Raw genomic sequence first — 20,562 nt, 5'->3', positions numbered from 1 at the left:
GTGTGTAATCCTTTGATTTTGCGCAATTCGGCTTATTTTTCAGAAACGCGGATCACGCGTTTTCCAAAGTTATCGCCGTTCAATAGGCCGATGAAAGCCTCTGGTGCATTTTCCAAACCATCGATCATCTCTTCACGGTATTTGACCTTTCCAGTCTCGACCCATGCGCCCATCTCTTTCGCAAACTCAGGGTACAGATGGCCGAAATCGTCAAAGATAATAAACCCTTGGACTTTGACTTTCTTGCGCAAAATTTGTCCCATAAGCCAGTTCATACGATCAGGACCAGAGGGCAATTCGGTAGCGTTGTATTGCGAGACCAGACCACATACAGGCATCCGTGCGTTCGGGTTCAAAAGGGGAATGACTGCATCCAAAACCTTGCCACCAACATTTTCAAAGTAAACATCGATCCCATCAGGGCTGGCTTTCGCAAGCTGCTCGGCAAAGTCGTCAGCCTTGTGATCGATACAGGCATCAAATCCAAGCTCATCTACGGCATATGCGCATTTCTCTGCTCCGCCAGCGACACCTACAACACGGCACCCTAAGATTTTACCGATCTGACCAACGGTTGCCCCAACTGGCCCTGTTGCTGCCGCCACCACGATAGTCTCCCCCGCTTTCGGCGTTCCAATTTTGGTCAACCCTGCCCAAGCGGTAAAGCCCGGCATACCCATGATCCCAAGTGCCCAAGACGGATGCGCAGGCGATTTTCCTAGGTTGGTCACGCCCGTCCCATCAGACACCGCGTAATCTTGCCAGCCGCTAAAACTTAGAACGAAGTCACCAACGTCAAAACCCTCAATATTTGATGTCACAACGGTCGCGACAGTGCCGCCGACCATGACGCCGTCGATTTCAACGGGAGCCGCATAGGATGGAGCGTCGCTCATACGACCACGCATGTAAGGGTCAAGCGACAGGTATTCAGTGCGCAGCACCATCTCGCCTGCGCCAGCTGTGGGCACCTTTGCTTCGACCAATTTTAACGTGTCTTTTGTTGGCTCACCTTTGGGGCGTTCGGCAAGGACGATTTGGCGGTTTATAGATGTGTTTTGTGTCATGTTCTGGGTTTCCTATAGCGCTGTTTCTAAAATGCGTCGGGCGTCTTTTGGGGTGATCGCGCCATGTTCGCCAAGGGCGGTCATGCCATGATCGGTCAACGCGCCAATGATGGTGTCGATGTCTGAGGCGGTGACATTGTAATCGCTCAGGCGGGTCTTGATCCCAAGGAGATGGAAAAAGTCGACAGTGGCTTTGATACCGGCATCAATACGTGCATCTTCATCGCCGTCATGAATGCCCCAAACGTTGGCTGCAAACTTTAGCAGCTTTTCGCGCTTCGTCTCGCGTTGATCGTTCATCAAGGCAGGCAGAACAACAGCCAAAGTGCGCGCATGATCTGTATCGTTGAACGCAGTAATTTCATGGCCAATCATATGGCTTGCCCAATCTTGGGGCACGCCTGCACCAATCAACCCGTTCAACGCCAGCGTTGCTGTCCACATTAAATTGGCCCGAATGTCGTAGTCCTCGGGTGCTTCAAGAGCTTTGGGACCAAGGTCGATCAAGGTGCGCAAAAGCGTTTCGGAAAACCCGTCCTGAACCGGGGAATTGACCGGATAGGTAAGATATTGTTCGATGATATGAACAAAGGCATCCGCCACACCATTGGCAATCTGACGTGAGGGCAAGGTGTAGGTCAATTCTGGATCAAGGATCGAAAACTTTGGATAGCAATGCGGGCTGCGGAACGGCAGCTTGGCGCCTTTATCAGCATGAGTGATCACCGAACCAGAATTCATTTCCGATGCTGTGGCAGGCAGAGTCAACACTGTGCCAAACGGCATGGCGTCTTTTACAACTGCGCCGCGCGATGTGAGAATGTCCCATGGATCGCCTTCGAATTTTGCCGCTGCTGCGATAAATTTGGTGGCATCAATGACCGATCCGCCGCCGACGGCGAGCAAATAGGTAACGCCCGTTTCAGTAATCAAATCTACAGCTTTGAGAGCAGTTGCAAAGCGCGGGTTTGGTTCAATTCCCCCAAACTCAACGACGTCACGATCACCAAGTGCGCTGCGAACTTGGCCCAATACTCCTGTGCGCTCAGCACTGCCCCCGCCATAAAGGATGAGAACCTTGGCCTTGACTGGGACTTGCGCGCTCAAATCTGCAATGCGGCCTTTACCAAACAGAATATGAGTTGGGTTGTGAAAATCAAAATTGTTCATGGATCAGTATCCTTGTGTTGTAACACGCAAGCACGCATCAAAATTTTTATATGCGGCAGAGACGGAAATTGGTGAGTTACGCTGTTAAAATGGTCTGTTCAGTGGCTTTCATAGCTGCCCGTAACGCCTTATCATCCCCTGACAGCCCAGCCACGAGACTTGCGCCCAACCATTGATGGTAAATGGATTGGGCCACTTCTGTGGTGTCTTTTAGGGGAGCAATTGAGCCTTCGGAAATGCCCTCATCCAAGGTTTTTGTTAGGCTTTTGACAATGTCGTCCACACCACGTTTCAAAATAGCGCTCATGGATGCGGAGAGGTCGGTGACCTCTGCCGAAAGCTTGACGACCAAACAACGGTCTTGGAAGTCAGGGGCGGTTTGCTTAACTTTCCACCCTTCAAAATATGCAAAAAATCGATCATGCGCGTTGCGCGACGGATCGTTCAAAGTCGCGCTCAAACTGTCATTATATTTAGCAACGAAGTCTTCCAGCAAGGCGCAGCCATATGCATCTTTCGATGAAAAGTAATGATAGAAAGACCCCTTGGGAACGTCTGCTGCCTTCAGCAATTCATTCAAACCCACGCGGCTATAGCCATGTTGGGCCGTTAGCCTGCGACCAACTGCTAGGATTTTGTTTTTTGTGTCTGTTGTTTGCTCTGTCATGGAGTGTATGTGGGGGTCACTAGACCAGTCGTCTAGTGGATATCGGTCACGTTGTTGTGACCACATGGATTTGGACGCCGTTCACATCCACACAACCATGACACAGCCCATCCACATTGACAGCATTAATCCAAAGCTTTGACCTCACTGTGCCAGAATATAACCGCATCCTATTAATGAAGGTCGGCGATGCATCCGGTATGATGATCAACTTCATCTAGACAAACTATATAGGCTTTGGGGCCAACGTAGTGGTGCCAAGTGTTAGGGTTTCCAGACAAACCCGTGGCGATTGCTTTACGGCAAAACCGGACCACTCAAATCAAGTCGGAACACGCAAGCGCCCCCTCCAAAAGATTATTTCAGGACATGCCAGAGCAAATGGTCTCTTAACGCATTCTTGGGCTGGGTCGACCGCAACTGCGCGGTCCGAATGGTGCCATTAACGAATTGCTTCACGTTGCAACCGTCCAAAACCTCCGCAAACTGGCTCAAGTCATCTCTGCACCGCAGCAAATGCATAAAGCCTGATAAAAAGGTAGTCGCGCTGAGATTATGGATAATGCTTATACGCGGACAAAACAGGTGGTACATGACACCAAAGCAAGGACATTTATGACTTTAAATTTCGGTTGCTGCCAATCGTTGATGGACCAAAGTCACCCAATAGGAACTGCCCCATCCAATCGCATCGTCGTTAAAATTATACTCAGGGTGGTGCAAATTGGCGGAAGGTCCATTACCGATATTGATCATGCAACCTGGGACTTTATTCAGCATAAAAGCAAAATCTTCACCACCCAACGTCGGCGTCATATCCAGTGAAACATTGTCGGCACCCGCGACCGTACCAGCGGCTGCAACTGCAAAATGGGTTTCTGCCTCATGGTTGACGAGTACAGGATAGCTGCGTGTATAAGTCAATGCGCCGACGCAGTCATGCCCGCTGGCGATGCTTGAAACGATATCTTGCAGACGTTTTTCAACATGATCCCGCACAGTTTCGTTCATAGTTCGCACTGTGCCTTTAAGGGTGAGATCTTGTGGAATGACATTGTACGCATTCCCGCCTTCAATGGCACAAAGCGAGACGACGTGGGCTTCAAACGGGTCCACGCTGCGCGCACTCATCCCATGAATGGCCTGAATAATCCCTGCCAAAGCAGGGAAAGGGTCGATGGCCGTTTGTGGTGCCGCAGCATGCCCCCCTTTGCCCGTAATGGTGATATCGAGCATATCCACGGCCCCCATATTGGGCCCAACTGCTGTGGTGAAATGGCCTAGCGGCAAGTTCGGCATATTGTGCATGCCGTAGACTTCATCACAGGGCCAACGGTCGAACAGCCCATCTTCGATCATCGCCTGTGCGCCTGCACCGCCCTCTTCTGCGGGTTGAAAAATAACAATCACAGTGCCATCAAAAACGCGAGTTTCGGCTAAATACTTGGCCGCACCCAACAGCATGGTCGTGTGTCCATCGTGGCCGCATGCGTGCATTTTTCCGGGTGACTTTGACGTGTAGTCCAGCCCGGTAGATTCTATGATTGGCAAGGCATCCATGTCTGCGCGCAAACCGATCATGCGACCAGATGTGTTGCTTTGACCGTGGATCACACCGACAACGCCAGTTTTGCCCAGCCCTTCAACAACCTCATCTACACCTGCGGCGCGCAACGCGTCTGCCACCTTGCCAGCGGTGCGATGCACCTCATACAGCAGCTCGGGGTTTTCATGCAGATCTCGACGAAATGCGATAAGCTCATCGATGTTACGTGACACCCAATTTCCAATGGCCATGTCTCAATCTTTCTTTAGTTTGTAGCGAAAATCACAATGGCTCGCGCCAGTCATCAAGGTTTGCGTGCGGGTCAATTCAATATCTGGATTGTACCCAATACAAAAATCCCCGTCGCGGTTACACGACAGCAGATGCCCGATGTCGCCGAGCCCCATCTCTTGATACATCTCAGAATAACGACATCGCGTGACGTTAAACTCCATCTTGTCTGGCTCAGTGACCAAAACGTCTAACTCTAGAGCGTCCTCTTTGGTCCAATTGGGCAATATGGCTGCGAAATCTGACAAATCCGGCGCATGGCCAAGATCAGCTGCCAGTGCTTTTCCCTGCTCGATGGCTGAGCGCGAACAGGCATCGCCAATCACGGCTTCGGCTTCTGCACGCCCTGAGCGCTCGGTGATCACATCTAGCACGTGCTTGAGGATCATTGCTTCGATGCGGCGACGTTCTAAAATGGGTAGGTCTTTCATGGACTGGCCTTTCTTAGAGTTTGGGGTCTATGCGGTCTTTGCGTTGCAACCACGTGAGATACAAAGGCGCTATACGACGCGCTATAGGATGAAATGGTAAGGCCTGCGGCTCGGTGATGGGCAGCGCCAGATCACGTAGATCTTCACCATCAATGGCTCGGGCAATTTCACGCCCCAAAGCATTGCCAAGCGCAACACCACGTCCGTTGCATCCGATCCATGCCCATCCGTTTGGCCCAAGTTGATGCACGCGCGGGAACCGATCCCAGTTCATTGATAAATATCCTGACCAAACATGGGTCATTGTCGGGGGAGCAAGCTGTGGAAAGCAGTCAGCAAGATTGGCTGCAACCTTACGCGCGATCCGTGCCCGAACATCCCCCCCGCCCAATATCGCCCCGCCCGTGATCAAACGATTGCGTGCGTCATAGCGAAAAAAACGTAGATCCCCACGGGTGTCAGACACCGCCTGACGGCCTTTCAAAAGTCCAGCCCGCAGATCATCTGACAAAGGCTCTGTGGCCATTTGCCAAGACAAAACTGGTACGATGGACTGTGCGAGACGCCGCGCCAAACGCGGGGCCAATTCGCCGGTATAGGCATTCGTGGCCAGAACCAATGCCCGGGCCTTGACCGTGCCATTTGATGTTTTCACAATCCAGTCGGTGCCGTCATGCGTATAGCTGTCCACGCGGGTTTGCTCAAAGATTTTACCCCCATTGCGCTCGACTGCCCCTGCCAAACCACGGGCCAAAGCCAGCGGATTGATGTGCCCGCCAGAGGGGGCCAACATCCCGCCATACCAATGATCCGTGCCCATTAAATCGCAGGTTGCCGCGCGATCGAGGTATTCCACCTCAAGACCAAAACGTTGCCATGCCTTGGTACGATTTAGGCTCAACTTGGTGCGTCCTGCCGAATGTGCCGGTTGGAACCAACCCGTTTGTTCGGCTTCGGCATCAATCCTTTCTTCACGGATTTTGTCAAACAACATCCCAGCTGACGCACCTATCAGTTGGGCAAATTTTCGCCCAGTCTCACCAAAGCGCTGAACCCACATGTCAGGCTCTGCTGCCGTCAATGTCGGGATCACTTGGCCGTTGTTGCGCCCCGATGCGCCCCAGCCCACGGCTTGACCTTCGAGTACTGTGACTTCACGACCCGCTTTGCTGAGATGCAGCGCTGCCGACAATCCTGAAAACCCGCCACCAATGACGACAGTGTCAGTTTCAACTGTGCCGACCAATGCCACAGTGGGCATGCGCGTGGGTGCGGTTTCGGCCCAAAGAGAAGGTGGGAATGTGATGGGGGCTGACATTTTATCACTTTCAAAGCTAGTTGACGTTTGGGTGAGATTGCTATGCTTTGCGCATAAATTAGATTTCTATTCTATTATTTTAACTTTTGTGGCAGTCTGCTCGCATCAATTTTAGAAAGCAGACCGCATGACTGAAACTACATTTGATGAAGTCGATCAACGCATCCTTGGTATTTTGCAAATAGACAGCAACATCCCAATTGCTGAAATTGCCCAACAGGTGGCGCTTAGTCCAACCCCTGTGTGGCGTCGCATCAAACGAATGGAAGCGGCTGGGCTGATCCGCGCACGCGTCGCTTTGGTCGATCAAAAACTTGTTAATGTGCCCATGACAATTTTTATCGGCGTGACGGCACCGCGTCATGCGATGGAATGGTTCAAGAGGTTCCAAGCTCTGATCGAAGACATTCCAGAAGTGGTCGAGGCGTATCGCCTGACTGGGGCGACGGATTACATTATGAAAGTCGTTGTCCCTGATATTGACGCCTACGATGTGGTCTATCAGCGGATGATCAATGAGGTTGAATTTACGACTGTGAATTCGTCGATTTCGATGGAAGAATTGAAATTCACCACCGCGGTTCCCACAAAGTATCTGTGAGACTACACGCTTAAGCAGGGGCGATTGTCGCCCCTGCTGATATGACGCCACGCTAAGCATTCTCACTGACGTGACCACCCAGATAAGCCTCTGCCACGCGAGGGTCATTGGACAGAGCTTGAGCGTCGCCTTCGATCACGATTTTCCCATGCTCAATCACTGATGCAGTGTCGGAAATGCGCAAGGCAGCTTTGACGTTTTGTTCAACCAACAGAACCGCGTAGCCCTCATCGCGAATTTTGGACACCAACTCGCATATGAAAGCAACCAAACGCGGAGCGAGGCCGAGAGATGGTTCATCAAGCAACAGTACTTTGGGTTTGCGCATCAACGCGCGCCCAATACATAACATCTGTTGTTCGCCGCCAGACATGGAGCCCGCTTGTTGCTTCAGCCGCTCTTCGAGACGCGGAAACAAAGCCAAAACGTGATCCAGTTCTTGGCGCCCCAAAGGTCCAGCCCCCATGACCAAATTCTCTACAACGGTCATGTTGGAAAATATCTGCCGCCCCTCTGGCGCTTGCATAATTCCACGGTCAACGATTTCGTGGCTTTTGAGTTTGGATATATCTTCACCATCCAACAAAATCTCGCCGCCCGTGGCATGATAAATACCTGAGATACAGCGCATGAGTGAGGTTTTTCCAACTCCGTTTGCCCCCAGAACAGACACAATACCTTGTTGTGGCACGGCAACCGATATGTCGTGCAAGATGTCTTGGACACCGATTTTAAGAGACAGATTTTTGATCTCAAGAATGTTGCTCATCAGTCATCTCCCCCAAGGTAGGCTTCTAAAACACCTGGATCTTGACGCACCACTTTTGGCACGTCATCCGCAATTTTTTGCCCAGAGGCCAAAACCACAAGACGTTCGCAAATGCCCATAACCAAACCCATGTCGTGTTCAACCAACATCACCGTCAAACCACTTTTGTTGAGATCGGTGATGAATTCGGCAAGCTCTGTGGTTTCAGAATCGTTCATGCCCGCGGCAGGTTCATCCAAAATCAACAGATCAGGTTTCATTGCCAAAGCCCGCGCGATCTCTAGATATTTGCGTTTGCCATAGGACAGGTTTGCGGCCAGATCATCGGCGTGATCAGCAAGACCCACTTTTTCAAGCATCTCCCAACTGCGTTCAGATATTTCCCGAGCGCGAGCCTTACCGCCCCAGAGGGACGAAAACGGACCAACCCCAATCATGCCAAGCGCGCCGACCGAGATGTTGTCAAACACGGTCATGTTCGGAAACACGCGTAAGTTTTGGAATGTTCGCGACATGCCTTTGTGGGCAATTTTATGCGCTGACAATCCGGTGATGCGTTCGCCCTTAAAGCGCACTTCGCCAGACGACGGCGGGGTGAACCCTGAGATCAGGTTGAACAACGTGGTTTTGCCGGCACCATTGGGGCCAATGAGGCCAAACAGCTCGCCTTGATTGACCTGTGTTGTCACATTATCGACGGCACGCAATCCGCCAAACGTTCGGGTGAGACCATCAAGTTCAAGAATTGCGGTCATTTCCAGCCAATCCCTTTCTCGCCTTTTTTGGCGGCCCAGCCTTGGCCAAGCATACGGCGGGCAAAATTGAGTGCAGAGACTTCTCCAAACAGGCCTTTGGGCAAAAATAGGATCGCACCGAACATCATGACACCAACAATGATGTTTCGGATGTCTCCGACGGAACGCAGCATTTCAGGCAAGATGATCAGCAAGAGTGCTCCGATCAATGCGCCAGGAAGACTGCCCAAGCCACCGACCACGACCATGGTGAGGATGAGGATCGATTGCGAGAATTGGAAGTCATTTGGCGAAATATACCCTGTTGTGTAGGCCCAAAGCGCGCCAGCTATACCTGCGAAAAAAGATGATATAACAAAGGCTTGTATCTTCATCACCGTGACATTGATGCCCATGGCCGAGGCGCATTGATCATCTTCACGCAAAGACCGCAACGCGTTTCCATAGTACGAGTGACTCAAGCGGTTCAGCACCAAAATAGACAGGGCCACAATACTGGCAACGACGTAGTAGATGCCTAGATCTGTATCGATTTCAAAGCCAAACAAATTGAGCCCTGAAAACAGCATGACGCCGTTGGGTCCTTTGGTCAGACCTACCCAGTTTTGGAAGATCAGAAAAAGCATTTGGCCAATGCCAAGAGTCGCAACGGCAAAATAAATCGACATCAACCGCATGGTGGGCAAGGCGACGAGAAAGGCGATGGCCGCAGCAGACAACCCTGCGAGAGGCACGCCGATGGTAAAGCCGATGCCATATTCAGCACCCAAAATTGCTGCAACATAGGCTCCGACGCCATACAAAGCGGCGTGGCCCAAATGTAGCAATCCGGCAACGCCTGTCACGAGGTGCAGCGAAGCTGCCAATAGCATGAATATCGCGGCGATTGTGGCGATTTGATAGTAGTATCCCTTGTCAAAACCAACGAGGATTGCGGGAACTAATGCGAAGACCAAAATAATCAGTCCAAGTTTTATGAGACGCGATTTAGACACGATCCCTCCTTGCCCCAAAGAGGCCTTGCGGGAAAAAGATGAGGGTCAAAAGCAAGAAGCCATAGGCGACCATGTCAGACCAAACCGACGACATAAAGCTGGTCGAGAGACTTTCAGACAGACCTAGAATGATTGCAGAGATCACTGCTCCGGGGATAGATGACAGCCCCCCCATGACCATAGCAACAAAAGCTTTGATCCCAGGTGCAAATCCCATAGCTGGGAAAATAGCGCCGTAATACAGTCCGACCAGAATGCCCGCGAGCGCGCCCATGCCTGAGCCGATCACAAAGGTGATGATAATCGTGCGGTCCGTGTTGATGCCGCAGTATTTTGCACCAAGTGCGTTGTTCGAAACCGCTCGGATGGACAAGCCGATAGGGCTTTTTTTCAGCAACCATTGAAGCCCACCTAGCATGATCAACGTGACGGCAAAGATAATCAGGTCGCCGTTCACAATTGTAATCGGCCCGATGTTGATCGGTTTGTTGATAAGATAGGCCAGATCCACGGATTGAAACTGCGATCCAAAGATCATTTCCATAGCTTCACGCGCGATGATCGACATAGCAAGTGAAGACATCAACGTTGCCTCACGCATGGCGCGGGATTTCAAAGAGGCTTCATCTGAAAAACGTCTAAAAGGACTAAATGCCAAACGCTCCAGACTGAACCCTGCAAACGCGCCTGCGGCGAGGGCGATGAACAGCACGACCAAAAGCGGTGGCCCAAAGGCTGAAATCGCCATGAGGCCCGCGAAAGCACCGATGGTGTAAACTTCGCCATGTGCAAAGTTGACGACGTTTAAGACTCCAAAGATCAGTGTAAACCCGATCGCCATAAGAGCATAAATCATGCCCAAAGACAGGCCAATGGCCAATTGTTGTAAGATGTAAGGATCGAACACGCTATCCCCCTTTTGTTGTTGATCCTGCCCATTTAACAATCGATGGAAATGGGCAGGGGGGAGGTTTTATTGGACTTCGACAAACACGCCATTTGAAACGGTCGCCTTGGTCAATTCTTTGAGGGGCTCACCATTGTCGTCAAAGGATGTGTTGCCTGTCACACCAGGGAAATCAGTCGTCTCAGCGACGGCATCGCGCAAGCTCTCGCGTGTAATGTCAGGATAGGCCCTCACGACAGCTTCCAACATAATGTTCACAGCATCATAGGCCTGTGCAGGGAACTGTCCTGGCGCGACATCATGAGTTTTTTTCCATTCAGTGACAAAACTTTGAACATTCTCATCTTGACGTGATGGAAGGAATGTTGCGGTCAAGAAAAGCCCTTCGGTGGCGTCGCCAGCCAGTTCAATCAACGTGTCATTGTAAGCTGCCGAAGTCGAATACACAGGGGTATCCGCGCCAAGCTGTTTTACTTGTTTGAGGAATTGCGCACCGTCTTCATAAAAGAAACCGGTATAGATTGCGTCAGGTTCGTGCTCTTCAATTTTGGTGATAATAGAGCGAAAATCTGCAAGGCCGCGATTGAAAAACTCAGTGTAGACAACTTCACCACCGGCGGCTTCAAACGGCTCAACAAAACCGTTAGCCGCAGACTGGCCCCAGTCGGTTTGTTCTGCAATCACAGCAACTTTTTTGATGCCTTTTTCTATCATCCATGCCGCATTTACAGCACCTTCTTGGTCTTGTGTGGTGATGTTGCGGAACTGCCATTTTGAGATTTTGGCAAAATCAGGATGTGAGGCGGATTGCGACAATTGCACCATACCTGCCTTTTTATAAACTTGCGCAGCGGCCATGGACACGGTTGAAGTGAAATCCCCCAAGACACCAACAATGTCGTCGTCATCCACGAATTTACGTGCGATGGTTACGCCCTCTTTCGCATCCGAACGGGAATCTTCATAGATGATTTCCACGGGTACCGGCAGCACACCGGAGGCATTAAATTTGGTTAACGCAATTTCTGCCGCTTCATGAAAGCCTTGGCCATATTGCGCGGTGTTACCTGTAAGGGGCAGTTGATAACCAATTTTGACACTGTCCTGTGCAAAGGCTGCGATAGGGGTCAAACTGGTTGCAAGTGTAAGCAAGACTGCTGTTCTGCGTGTAAGTTTCATATTAAAGTCCTCTGTTGGTCATTTTTTACTTTGGCGGGGTGAAATGCCCGGTTGTTCCGGATCTGATCATCTTTATTTTTGAACGTGCTATGTTTTACTATTGGTTGCACTATGTTGCTGAGGCAGGGCCCGGTTCTACAATCAGGTGGCAACAGCCCTCGCGGCCTGGTTTCCACGTCTCGCCCTTAAAGGTGAACCCAGCGGCCGTGAACATGCCCGTATCAATGGCGCCTGCCGCACGGCAGAGCATCTCAAGGTCTTCTCCCGCGCGGCCCGCAGCTTCCCAATTGTCTTTGAGAGGGCAGCGATGAAATTGAATTTCCATACTGTCACTGTCACATTTAAGAACCTCGGGCGCAAAAAGATGGTCACGGCACGGAATGCCTTTAAGAAACTGTTCGGTTAATGCCTCGATATTGGCGGGACCGTGTGGTTTTAATTTTTCACCCATTTCCGCTCCCAGTCGATAGGTGGCCTCCCCCATCAGTGCGATGGTCTTATCTGCACCAAGTTCATCTCGCAGCACATCGAACATGTGCATATAGAATTTGGCGCGCATCGCGTAAGCGCCAGAGAGTTGTTCAAGCGTTATTTCCGGTGTGTCAGTCACTGTGGTCTCCTATATAGTGTCAATTGAGTTGAGGACGTCTCTTAAACCCGTTCATTTGGGCTTGGGTCGACATGCTTCAACGATGTATCAGGGTTTATTTTTGGGGGCTGCATCACGTCGTGCGGCATCCAAAAATCGCGCAATGCCTCACACTCGAGATCGAATATGGCATTCTGCTTCATGATCGGCACGTCACGTGTCGCAGCGAGTTCTGCGGCCACCGTGAGAAAAGTGCTCAATCGCTGGAATTCTAACGTCTGCGCCTCAATTTTATGCGTCCAGAAATCTTTGATTGAAGGGGGCATATCTAAGACAGCGTGTTTGTGACGCCACACCCCTTGTGATACATCCACAGTATAGTCGGATAAAAAGCGTAACCCATTTTCAGATATGAATAAAATCGCTGAGATGATGTAATCTACGGTCTCATCATCAAAAAAATAGTTAAAGCCAAGCCGCACCCATCCTGGTCGCATGATGCTCTGTCCGTGCGACACGATATTTTCGAAACTGGCGGCAGATGTATTTGAAATATGCAACAGCTCATGCGCATAAGGTCCGGCGCAAGAACAGCCGCCACGCGCCTGAATACCAAAAAGATCATTGAGCAAAGCCACAACAAATCCGTAATGAAGCTGCTGGCCCTCGCATGAGATATTAAAGGACATCACGCCAATGCGATCCGCATCTTTGGGGCCCAAAATATCGATACCGTCGACATCAGACAATCGATTCAAAGCGGTCATAATGATCGCATTTTCATGCGCTTCAATCGTGGCGGATCCGACGGTTTCCTTAAGCGCCATGACAGCCCCCGCACGGATGTCACCAACGATACCGGGTGTACCAGCTTCTTCGCGCCGCTCAATATCTCTTACATAGGTATGATGATCGGCCGTGACATAGCTGACCGTCCCTCCCCCTGTGACACTGGGGCGATCCGAGGTGAAAAGCCTCTTATCCGCGATAAGAACCCCTGAAGCCCCAGGTCCGCCGATGAATTTATGCGACGAATAAACAATGGCGTCTATCCGCGCCAATGGGTCAAGCGGATCAAGGGATAGCTGCATGTCAACATAGGGCGCTGCCGCGGCAAAATCGCAGATGAAGACCGCGTTATTCTGATGTAACAGTTTTGAGATGGCTTTAAGGTCAGTGCGTACCCCAGTCACATTGGAGGCGGCAGAAAAAGCCCCTATTTTGAATGTGGCCAGTTGATGCGCGTTCAGACGATCAGCCAAATGATCAAGATCTATGTGCCCTGCAGCATTCAACGAAATACGCTCTACAATCGCACCAGAGTCACGCCAAGGCAGATCGTTGGAATGATGTTCATAGGGGCCTAGGAAAACAACAGGCGGATCGCCCGCGCGCACCTTTTGTTCGATTTCCATGCCTCGTACCAAACGGTCAAATGCGGCCGTGGCCCCGTTTCCCGTAAAAACAACCGCGTGGGCTTTTGTCGCGCCAACCGCATCGGCAATAATCTGCCTCGCTTCTTCACGCAACGTCGTGGTGCGACGCCCTGTGTAGGATGTTTCCGTGTGGGTATTACCATAAGTTGGCAGCACATTGTCTCTGATGGATGTCTCAATCAGATCCAGCGACCGGCCTGATGCAATGAAGTCAGCATAGATCAAAGGGCGTGGCCCATAAGGTCCGGGGATGATGCGCCCCTCTCCAATTACACCGGCGCGTATTTGAGCGATCAAGGCCTTTGTGCTGGAATGGGGTGAAGCAGTTTCGGTTGAGGCCATCGTTTATTTTCCTTACGAAATCGTTCGTGACGGCTGCATTCGTGGCGCATTGTGGCACCGATAAATGCAGGTCTATTTCGTCAATCATGCCTCAAAATCCATAATATAAGCAATTTGAATCTACTTTACTTTTTAAATTAGCAAAATATATCTACTGTCACTCTGCGCAAGTTGTTGACAAGCAGACACGGCGTTGAATTCAGGGTCTTTGGAGAAAAATTTTCTACGGTGCGCTGCAAAAAATATGAATATTGAGGCCAAGTCTACAAGGCAACTTGACGTTAAGAGTTGTCACGTCACGGCTTGCCGCATCTTGCCGTAACACGCCATTATGCCCATGTGCAGGACGATTCAAAGTGAACCTGTCACAGCCGTTCGATGAAGATGTTATCCAAGTAGCGGCCCCGCCCGTCTATTACCGGCAGTGCAACGGCAAACGGCAGTCTCGGCCAAAAGCGAAGTCCGAATTGTGTATCGCGCAGGTTCCAGACCTGCGGATCGTGCCACAAGATCTTTGGGAGGCCGTAAAGGCGCGTCAAAAGAGTCAGGCAATTAAACAAAGTGACAGCAAAGCGTGGCAACGGCGCAAACCACGTTTTCTGTTTACAGGACTTATCAAATGCGGCTGCTGCGGCGGTGGGTTTTCGACCATCGCCAAGGACAGGTTTGGCTGCAGTGCCTCGCGCAACAAAGGCACCTCAGTCTGCACAAACCGCACGACGGTCGCACGCAAAGATATGGAACGTCAAATTCTTGATCTCCTCTCAGACAATCTGATGGAGCCCGACTTGGTCGCCATCTTTGCCAAGGAATACATCGCTGAGCGCAATCGCCTCTCTGCGCACAAAACAGATGACCGCGCCTCAAAGCAAAAAGAACTGACCAAAGTGATCAAAGATCAGGATGTTCTGGTCAACGCCCTTCTGGCAGGAACCCCAGCAGCGCGGATTAATGACCGCATGAGCCAACTTGAAGCGCGCCAACAACAGTTGGAACATGACCTTGCCAGCCCCCCTGTCCCGACTTCTAATCTGCGCATCCATCCGCAGATGGCGCACACTTATCATGCGCGCATCAAGTCCCTTATCACGCAGCTTGGAGACCCAAACAGTGAGAACGAGGCCCGTGATGAGATCCGTGGCTTGATTGACAAAATCACGGTGACACCACGGCCCACTGGCGGCAAGCGCATGCACCCGCAATTGGAGCTTCACGGCGCTCTGGCAAGCATTTTGGCCTTGAGCCTTGGGGCTGAAGGACAGACTGAACAACAAACCTCCTGTGAACAGGAGGTTGTGCAAAGTATAGTATTTATGGTTGCCGGAGCTCGATATGGACACTATCTCACAAGCCTGAGTGAAAATCGGATTGAATGATAAAACGCATAATCGCTCAAAGTTAGGTAATTTTCGGCGATGATCTCAACCGGTCGATTCTGCACGCTGTGCTATCTTTGCTGTTGGTGTTTGATATTGTAAGGTTTTTCGAAGACGCCCGTTAAGCTGTCGTGCAATTGCATTGAACTTGGCTGGAAAATGGACAGATAGGCCAGTTCCACGCTGAAAGCATTATCTCAGTAATCTGTTTGTGATCTCGTTTGAGCCACGGTGACTGGGGGTAGCAAAAATATATTTCTACATCAATGCCAATCGTCATAAGATCATAGGCGGCTGAAATGCGTTTCGGAACTTTAAAAATGATTATTTGAGTTGCGCAATCCGCTTTGATCCATCGCAAGGCCCAAAATGCCAAAAATGTGTTGAATGACACGAACCGCCTCACAGTAGATATTGGAAAAGACAAATGCCGCGACCTGAAAAAGAGAAATGAAGCCCAACAATGTCCAAAGATCAAAACACTGTTGCCGACCTACCTTTAGAAGACACAGGTTTAATTAAAGCTGACCCTGCAAATGCAGAGAAAGTCGCTGGAAAGTCATGGCTACTCCTGATCCCTTTGCTGTTGGCCACTCTGTTCTCGGGTGCCGTCATCGGTATGTATTTCCAACCGCCTGGATTAAGGGTGTTTTTCAATGCGACAGGATTGGAGCCGGGAGCGGGCACCGATACGCCCATCGCGATTGCTATCTCGCAAGTCAAAACGCAAGAACAAATCGCCGTGGTCAGCGAAGGAGATGTGGTGGCCTTGGGTCGAATTGTCCCACGCGGGGATGTGATCAGCGTTGCAACACCTTCTGGCGCGGGCGACGCACGGATCGCAGAATTGCGGGTGTCTGTGGGTGATGATGTCGAACAGGGCGAAATCCTTGCCGTTCTGGACAATTTGCCTCAACTTCAAAGTGCGGTGACTTCAGCGCGCGCAGGTTTGCGTGTGCGCGAAGCTAATCTGACCCAGACGCGTGCGTCCAACGCCGCAAGCCGCGCCGAGGCGCAAGCCTCACTTGAACGCGCGCAGGTGGCGGCAGGTGTAGCCCAATCGGAACTGGACCGTATCACCACTTTGTTTGAACGCGGCGTGAGCACCCGCGCGAATTTGGATCAAACCATTGCCGCTGCTACACAATCCGCGCGCGACGTAGAACGCGCACAAGCCACTTTATCGCGCTATTCGGCAGGGTCGGAAACGGTGCAGGCGGATATTGCAGTCGCTGAGGCCAATCTGGATGCCGCCCGCGCCACACTTGCAAGCGCCGAACAGGATTTGGACAGCGCCTATGTACGCGCCCCTGAGCGTGGCAAGGTTCTTGATGTAAATGTACGCGCAGGCGAGCGCGCTGGAACAACGGGGATCATTGATCTGGGTGATACATCGCAAATGACAGTCGAGGCCGAGGTTTATCAAACCATGATAGGGCGCGTCACCATCGGTGATCCTGTGATCGTTAGCGCGGATGCCCTAGAGCATGTTTTGACAGGAACCGTCACCGCCGTCGGGTTGAAAATCGGGCGCCAGTCAATCACGTCTGACGATCCGGCTGCCAACACAGACGCCCGCGTGGTTGATGTGATCGTGACACTTGACGCGGCATCTTCGCCCACTGCAGCTCCGTTCACCAATCTTGAAACTATCGTACGGATCGACGCTGGCCGCACACCATGAGCCATCTGCTTACAATATTATTTGGCCGCCTGCCGATTGGCTGGCTGCAACTGACGCACAGTCGCGGACGTTTTTTTGCGGCTGTCGCAGGGGTGGCATTTGCCAATCTTCTTGTGTTTATGCAGCTTGGGATTATGGGCGCATTAAACAACTCTACGGTGGCACCTTACGACATACTTGACGCCGACATCATCCTATCATCACAAGACGGGAACACATTGACGGATGGCGGGCATATCCCGCGTGCGCGCATGTTTCAGGCGCTTGGCGTTGCAGGCGTTTCTGATGCTTCTGCGCTGTTTATTGGAAATCTTCCATTCACACTTGAAGACGGGTCGTCGGTGTCACTCCTTAGTTTTGGTATGGATGTGGCTAAACCACTTTTTGCAACCCCTGCCATCGCGACGTCCCTCGAAAAACTGTCTCTAGAGAATACAGTGTTGCTGGACGAAGGCACACGCGGAATGCCAAAAGACGTTATTGCAGAGCTGATAGACGGCGGGCAGTTTCGCTTTGAAACTGGAGGCAACACTCTCACCGCGATTGGCACAATGGATGTAGGCGTCGGCTTTCTGGCGGATGGGATGATGATTATGTCCGATCAAAGTTTTATGCGTGTGTTTCCAGGCCGTTCCAGTGGCGCGCCAAACCACATTTTGATCCGCATCGCTGACGGTGTTTCCAACGATGCTGTGGTTGCGCGTCTGATGAATACGTTACCAAGTGGCAACTTGCGCATTCAAACCAAGTCTGGGTCCGCTGCCAATGATCTGGCCTATATGGCGACCGAAAGACCCACTGGAGTCATTTTTGGCTTCGGCGTCTTTATGGGCCTTCTTGTGGGACTGGTCATTGTTTATCAGGTGCTATCCACGGATGTCGCCGACCACTTGCGCGAATATGCAACCTTCAAGGCTATGGGGTACGGGCAATCCTTCTTTTTAGGTATCGTGTTTGAGGAAGCCATTATCCTCGCCTTATTCGGGTTTATTCCTGGGATCTTGGTTTCACTCGGATTATACGCAGGGCTGGTATCCTTCACCGGCTTGCCTGTTGAAATGAACGCTGGCCGCGCGCTTCTTGTGTTCTTTGGGACCCTCATGGCGTGCAGCTTATCTGGCGCCATTGCCACACGTAGGCTGGCCAATGCTGATCCGGCGGATTTGTTCTGATGGGAAATGCATCTATCACAACGCGGGGATTGAACCACTTTTTCGGAAAAGGCGACGCCCGCAAGCAGGCAATCTTTGACGTCAATCTTGAAATCGAACGTGGCAGCCTGACCATCCTGATGGGGCCATCCGGGTCAGGTAAAACGACACTGCTGACGCTGATCGGTTGCCTACGAGAGGTAAGTGATGGCAGCGTGAGCGTTCTTGGCCATGAATTGAACAATGCGGATGAGGACTTGTTAGTAGGCTTGCGCCGCCGTCTTGGGTTTATCTTTCAGGCGCATAATTTGCATGAAAGCCTGACGTCCACTCAGAACGTATTGATGGGGCTTCAGGTACATGGCGGCGGCAACCCACAGAAACAACGCGACGCCGCGCACCACATTCTTAACTTGCTCGGACTTGCAGACCGACGCGACTATTTACCAAGTAATTTGTCTGGCGGACAAAAGCAAAGGGTGGCGGTGGCGCGTGCGCTGGTATCGAATCCGGAGATTATTCTGGCCGATGAACCAACCGCTGCACTGGACAAAGAGTCCGGGCATAAGGTTGTTCAAATGTTGAAATCGCTTGGCAAGGCCCGTGGCACGACAACCGTAATGGTCACCCATGCCCCCCGTATTCTTGAGATGGCGGACAGGATCATCACATTGGAAGACGGGCATATCGTCTCTGACCAGCGACAATGACACCCCGTACTCTATGTGCCATTTGAGGCTAACGCGTTGCAATTAATTTATTCAATCATTGTTCGTGAACAGGATGTGGCGCAACAGTTGGCAAACGATCCCCACGCATCTTTCGACATACCCAAAACAGTTACAATGGACGAGATTAAAAGGGCCTATCGTAAGCCTTTGCTCACCCAAGGCTTCGCGTCCGAAGCGCATGCGCCTTAGCACGAAAGTTCGCACGAACTTCTGCTTCATCAATGCCTATAACCACTCGGTTTTCCATAAGAACACGCCCCGCAACAATCGTATGCACCACATCATCTGCGCGACTGGAATAGACCAGTGTCGCGACGGGGTCGTAGACGGGCATCGTGTGTGCTGTGTCCATATTAACCACAATCACATCCGCCGCCATCCCCTGCGTCAACTGACCCGTTTCAGGTCTATTCATCGCCTTTGCCCCTTCAGCCGTTGCCATTTCTAACACTTGCTGCGTCGGCAAAAACTCTGCGTCACCGGTTTTATCTTTGTGAATGATGCTGGCGAATTTCATTTCTTGGAACATATCGAGCGAATTGTGACTGGCCGGACCATCGGTCGCCAAGCCCACCGTTACGCCGTGATGTTGTACACATTTCAAATGCAGCGTGCCCGAAGACAGCTTGGCATTGCAGACAGGACAATGGGCGATCTTAGTGCCGGTTTCTGCTAAAATACGTGCGTCTTCATCGTCCAGTTGGGTGCAATGCGCCGCCGTCACATCGGATTTCAAAAAGCCTAAAGAATGTAACCAACGCACTGGCGACGTGCCATAGGTCTCTTGGACATAAGCGTTTTCTTGCGGCCCTTCGGCAAGGTGAGTATGGATCGGAACCCCATGCGCATCGGCCACTTCGCGCACCAGATGATACATTTCAGGACCACAGGAATAGGTCGCATGAGGCGAGAGCCCAATCTGTAAAAGGCCGCCATTGCTATGATGATGTTGGGCCACAAGATCGCCGTAGCCGTGCAGCGTTTTCCACGACCAGTCGGTTATTGATTTATAGATGCCACGATCCGCAAACCCGTACCCCAAAGTCGCCCGCAGCGGGATCACTTTGAGCGCTTCAATCTGTGGCTCCACGGCATAGGCGTCGAAATGTTCGTTGAATGAGGTGATGCCCGATTTCACCATTTCTACAAGACCATTCATGCTGGCCCAATAGAGCGTATCTGGATCAAAATTTTGCTTCAAGGTCCACATGGTACTTAGCCATTCGAACAGGCGCACATCTTCCAATAGCCCACGCAGCAACATGTTGGACGCGATATGAGTGTGACTGTTGCAAAAGCCGGGCATGATCACACAATTGTTGGCGTCAATCACTTTGATTGCGCCGGATATATCAATTGCATCTGCCGCACCGACTTGGGCGATCTTGGTTCCTTTGATGGTAACCGTGCCGCGCTCGATGACGTCAGCGCCACCCATTGGCATCACTGTGCCATTAATAATTGCAATATCGACAGTCAATGTCTTAGCCCTTTCAGATTAATACGAAGCTTTTACGGTAAGATCCCACCCCATCTTGGGCCCGACATTTCATATTG

Annotated in this window: 19 protein-coding genes; 5 read left to right on the top strand and 14 right to left on the bottom strand. The window is 51.3% G+C overall.

All coding sequences use genetic code 11. From position 1 onward, the window contains the following. Positions 1–32: 32 nt before the first annotated feature. From KO497_RS11270 to KO497_RS11245, 6 genes are all read right to left on the bottom strand, one after another. The gene (locus KO497_RS11270) at positions 33–1,067 is read right to left on the bottom strand and encodes an NADP-dependent oxidoreductase (protein WP_215944067.1); all 1,035 of its coding nucleotides are present in this window, start codon (positions 1,065–1,067) and stop codon (positions 33–35) included. A 12-nt stretch (positions 1,068–1,079) separates the two neighbouring features. Next, the gene (locus tag KO497_RS11265) at positions 1,080–2,237 is read right to left on the bottom strand and encodes an iron-containing alcohol dehydrogenase (protein ID WP_215944066.1); all 1,158 of its coding nucleotides are present in this window, start codon (positions 2,235–2,237) and stop codon (positions 1,080–1,082) included. A 76-nt stretch (positions 2,238–2,313) separates the two neighbouring features. Further along, entirely contained in the window at positions 2,314–2,904 is a 591-nt protein-coding gene (locus KO497_RS11260) for a TetR/AcrR family transcriptional regulator (protein ID WP_215944065.1), read from the bottom strand. A gap of 621 nt (positions 2,905–3,525) precedes the next feature. Next, positions 3,526–4,701 (bottom strand): M20 aminoacylase family protein, encoded by a 1,176-nt coding sequence (locus tag KO497_RS11255; protein ID WP_215944064.1) that lies wholly within the window; start codon positions 4,699–4,701, stop codon positions 3,526–3,528. A gap of 3 nt (positions 4,702–4,704) precedes the next feature. Beyond that, positions 4,705–5,172, bottom strand: coding sequence for an L-2-amino-thiazoline-4-carboxylic acid hydrolase (locus tag KO497_RS11250; RefSeq protein WP_215944063.1), 468 nt, complete (start codon positions 5,170–5,172; stop codon positions 4,705–4,707). A 13-nt stretch (positions 5,173–5,185) separates the two neighbouring features. Further along, positions 5,186–6,490, bottom strand: a complete 1,305-nt coding sequence (locus KO497_RS11245; RefSeq protein ID WP_215944062.1) for an NAD(P)/FAD-dependent oxidoreductase — start codon at positions 6,488–6,490, stop codon at positions 5,186–5,188. Positions 6,491–6,617: 127 nt separating this feature from the next. Between KO497_RS11245 and KO497_RS11240 the strand changes: the two genes are divergently transcribed. Then, a complete protein-coding gene (locus KO497_RS11240) occupies positions 6,618–7,091 on the top strand; it encodes an Lrp/AsnC family transcriptional regulator (protein ID WP_215944061.1) in 474 nt (157 codons plus the stop codon). 52 nt (positions 7,092–7,143) lie between these two features. Here KO497_RS11240 and KO497_RS11235 read toward each other — a convergent pair whose 3' ends face one another. From KO497_RS11235 to KO497_RS11205, 7 genes are all read right to left on the bottom strand, one after another. Continuing rightward, positions 7,144–7,860: an ABC transporter ATP-binding protein gene (locus KO497_RS11235; protein ID WP_215944060.1), complete on the bottom strand. Its 717-nt coding sequence runs from the start codon at positions 7,858–7,860 to the stop codon at positions 7,144–7,146. Beyond that, positions 7,860–8,615 (bottom strand): ABC transporter ATP-binding protein, encoded by a 756-nt coding sequence (locus KO497_RS11230; protein WP_215944059.1) that lies wholly within the window; start codon positions 8,613–8,615, stop codon positions 7,860–7,862. Before KO497_RS11230 ends, KO497_RS11235 begins: the two co-directional genes overlap by 1 nt. Next, complete coding sequence (locus tag KO497_RS11225) at positions 8,612–9,610, bottom strand: branched-chain amino acid ABC transporter permease (RefSeq protein WP_215944058.1); 999 nt, start codon at positions 9,608–9,610, stop codon at positions 8,612–8,614. The genes KO497_RS11230 and KO497_RS11225 overlap by 4 nt, the downstream gene beginning before the upstream one ends. Beyond that, positions 9,603–10,517: a branched-chain amino acid ABC transporter permease gene (locus tag KO497_RS11220; protein ID WP_215944057.1), complete on the bottom strand. Its 915-nt coding sequence runs from the start codon at positions 10,515–10,517 to the stop codon at positions 9,603–9,605. Before KO497_RS11220 ends, KO497_RS11225 begins: the two co-directional genes overlap by 8 nt. Before the next feature lie 66 nt (positions 10,518–10,583). Further along, positions 10,584–11,696 (bottom strand): ABC transporter substrate-binding protein, encoded by a 1,113-nt coding sequence (locus KO497_RS11215; protein WP_215944056.1) that lies wholly within the window; start codon positions 11,694–11,696, stop codon positions 10,584–10,586. A 109-nt stretch (positions 11,697–11,805) separates the two neighbouring features. Next, positions 11,806–12,306 (bottom strand): L-2-amino-thiazoline-4-carboxylic acid hydrolase, encoded by a 501-nt coding sequence (locus KO497_RS11210; protein ID WP_215944055.1) that lies wholly within the window; start codon positions 12,304–12,306, stop codon positions 11,806–11,808. A 41-nt stretch (positions 12,307–12,347) separates the two neighbouring features. Further along, positions 12,348–14,063, bottom strand: a complete 1,716-nt coding sequence (locus KO497_RS11205; protein WP_215944054.1) for an aminotransferase class V-fold PLP-dependent enzyme — start codon at positions 14,061–14,063, stop codon at positions 12,348–12,350. Positions 14,064–14,419: 356 nt separating this feature from the next. Here KO497_RS11205 and KO497_RS11200 point away from each other — a divergent pair, with 356 nt between their 5' ends. The 4 genes from KO497_RS11200 to KO497_RS11185 all read left to right on the top strand — a co-directional run bounded on the left by KO497_RS11200 (position 14,420) and on the right by KO497_RS11185 (position 18,984). Beyond that, the gene (locus KO497_RS11200; protein WP_354668113.1) at positions 14,420–15,439 is read left to right on the top strand and encodes a zinc ribbon domain-containing protein; all 1,020 of its coding nucleotides are present in this window, start codon (positions 14,420–14,422) and stop codon (positions 15,437–15,439) included. A 463-nt stretch (positions 15,440–15,902) separates the two neighbouring features. Then, on the top strand, positions 15,903–17,123 hold the full coding sequence (locus KO497_RS11195; protein WP_215944053.1) for an HlyD family efflux transporter periplasmic adaptor subunit: 1,221 nt from the start codon (positions 15,903–15,905) through the stop codon (positions 17,121–17,123). Next, positions 17,120–18,295, top strand: a complete 1,176-nt coding sequence (locus KO497_RS11190) for an FtsX-like permease family protein (RefSeq protein WP_215944052.1) — start codon at positions 17,120–17,122, stop codon at positions 18,293–18,295. Before KO497_RS11195 ends, KO497_RS11190 begins: the two co-directional genes overlap by 4 nt. Beyond that, positions 18,295–18,984: an ATP-binding cassette domain-containing protein gene (locus KO497_RS11185; RefSeq protein ID WP_215944051.1), complete on the top strand. Its 690-nt coding sequence runs from the start codon at positions 18,295–18,297 to the stop codon at positions 18,982–18,984. Before KO497_RS11190 ends, KO497_RS11185 begins: the two co-directional genes overlap by 1 nt. Positions 18,985–19,156: 172 nt before the next feature. On the opposite strand, the gene KO497_RS11180 is transcribed toward KO497_RS11185, so the two are convergent. Continuing rightward, the gene (locus KO497_RS11180) at positions 19,157–20,485 is read right to left on the bottom strand and encodes an amidohydrolase family protein (protein WP_215944050.1); all 1,329 of its coding nucleotides are present in this window, start codon (positions 20,483–20,485) and stop codon (positions 19,157–19,159) included. Positions 20,486–20,562 lie beyond the last annotated feature (77 nt).

The organism is Pacificibacter marinus, assembly GCF_018860665.1.
In the GTDB taxonomy this organism is placed as follows: Bacteria; Pseudomonadota; Alphaproteobacteria; order Rhodobacterales; family Rhodobacteraceae; genus Celeribacter; species Celeribacter marinus_A.
This window is presented reverse-complemented; position numbering and strand designations above follow the sequence as displayed.